This is a genomic window from Moorena sp. SIO4A1, assembly GCF_010672065.1.
Classification (GTDB): domain Bacteria; phylum Cyanobacteriota; class Cyanobacteriia; order Cyanobacteriales; family Coleofasciculaceae; genus Moorena.
Genome location: NZ_JAAHHX010000744.1, coordinates 1 through 1,412, shown reverse-complemented (window position 1 = coordinate 1,412; position 1,412 = coordinate 1). Strand labels below are relative to the sequence as shown.

Sequence of the window (1,412 nt, the reverse complement as noted above, 5' to 3'; positions counted from 1 at the left end):
CCAGTGCCACCAGGTCAGGGAGTGATCCGATGAAGACATCAAGGGGTTAGTAAATGGGGAGTATTCTGCTACTGTCCCACTGTCCAACCTTTCCTCTATTTCTGTTATTTTTGTCCGCCTTAAACTTTCTGTTTTTTGGTATATTCAATTTCATCAACAAAAAACCCAAATGGGTTCTTGATGCTGACATTGCCAAATGCTTCGACAAAATAAACCATGATGCACTTCTAACAAAATTGAATACCTATCCATCCATGAGACGTTTAATTAAGTCCTGGCTAAAAGCCGGTGTGATGGATAAGGGAATATTCTCACACACAAACGAGGGCACCCCTCAAGGTGGGGTGATATCCCCACAAAAGCGCGAACATAGCCCTCCACGGAATGGAACAAGAGGTATGGAACTATGCCAACTCTATCAAGGGGAAAAAAACATATTACAAAAAAGGATTAGCCCTAATTAGATACGCAGATGATTTCGTCATCCTTCACCCAGACCAAAAAGTGGTAGAAGAATATCAAGAAGTAATCAACACATGGCTACAGGACATGGGGTTGGAACTAAAACCAAGTAAAACCCAAATTACCCACACTTTTGACGGATTTGATTTTATTGGATTCAACATCCGTCAATATAAAACAGGTAAAAACCATTCAAAACGAGGTTTTAAAACCATCATCAAACCATCCAAAGAAAAAGTTCTAGAACATTACGGGCAGCTTTCCCAAGTCATCAATAGACATAAAGCTGCCCCACAGAAGGCGTTAATAAGCCAACTTAAACCTATTATAAGAGGATGGTGTAACTACTACAGCTCTGTTTGTAGCAAAGAAACCTTCTCAAAATTAGGGAATCTACTCTGGAACAAACTTCGAAGATGGGGATATAGGAGACACCCCAACAAATCAAGAACCTGGGTAACCAAGAAATATTGGGGAACCATCGGAGAAGATAACTGGGTATTCATGACCAACGGGAATAACTACCTCCCAAAACATGCCAAAACTGAAATAGTCAGGCACATAAAAGTTCAAGAAACCAGGAGTCCCTACGATGGAGACCTAATTTATTGGAGCACCAGAATGAGAAAGCATCCTGAGATGACCACTCAGAAGGGAAGGCTTTTAGAACGGCAAGAAGGGAAATGCGCCCATTGTGGTCTTACCTTCAGGGATGGAGATTTGTTGGAAAAACACCATATTATACCACGCGCTCTAGGAGGTAACGACCTAGACAAAAATCTAGAGTTACTTCACCTCCATTGTCACGACGTCAAACACGGGACCAAAGTCAACTCTTCAAAGTTAGATGAGAATCCGTTCTAGAGGTACCAATGTCAATGGTTCCTATGATGAGGAGCCGGATGATGCGAAAGTGTCATGTCCGGTTCTGAAGACGAGTCGGTGGGGCA

Annotated in this window: 2 protein-coding genes; both read left to right on the top strand. The window is 42.1% G+C overall.

Translation table 11 applies throughout. From position 1 onward, the window contains the following. Nucleotides 1-53 precede the first annotated feature (53 nt). Entirely contained in the window at nt 54-464 is a 411-nt protein-coding gene (locus tag F6K53_RS42550) for a reverse transcriptase domain-containing protein (protein ID WP_293086585.1), read from the top strand. Then, the gene (locus F6K53_RS42545) at nt 385-1,326 is read left to right on the top strand and encodes a group II intron maturase-specific domain-containing protein (protein ID WP_293086582.1); all 942 of its coding nucleotides are present in this window, start codon (nt 385-387) and stop codon (nt 1,324-1,326) included. Before F6K53_RS42550 ends, F6K53_RS42545 begins: the two co-directional genes overlap by 80 nt. Nucleotides 1,327-1,412 lie beyond the last annotated feature (86 nt).

Coding starts and splice junctions, on each gene's coding strand:
- F6K53_RS42550 (WP_293086585.1), top strand. CDS start 54: ATGGGGAGTATTCTGCTACTGTCCCACTGTCCAACCTTTCCTCTATTT.
- F6K53_RS42545 (WP_293086582.1), top strand. CDS start 385: ATGGAACAAGAGGTATGGAACTATGCCAACTCTATCAAGGGGAAAAAA.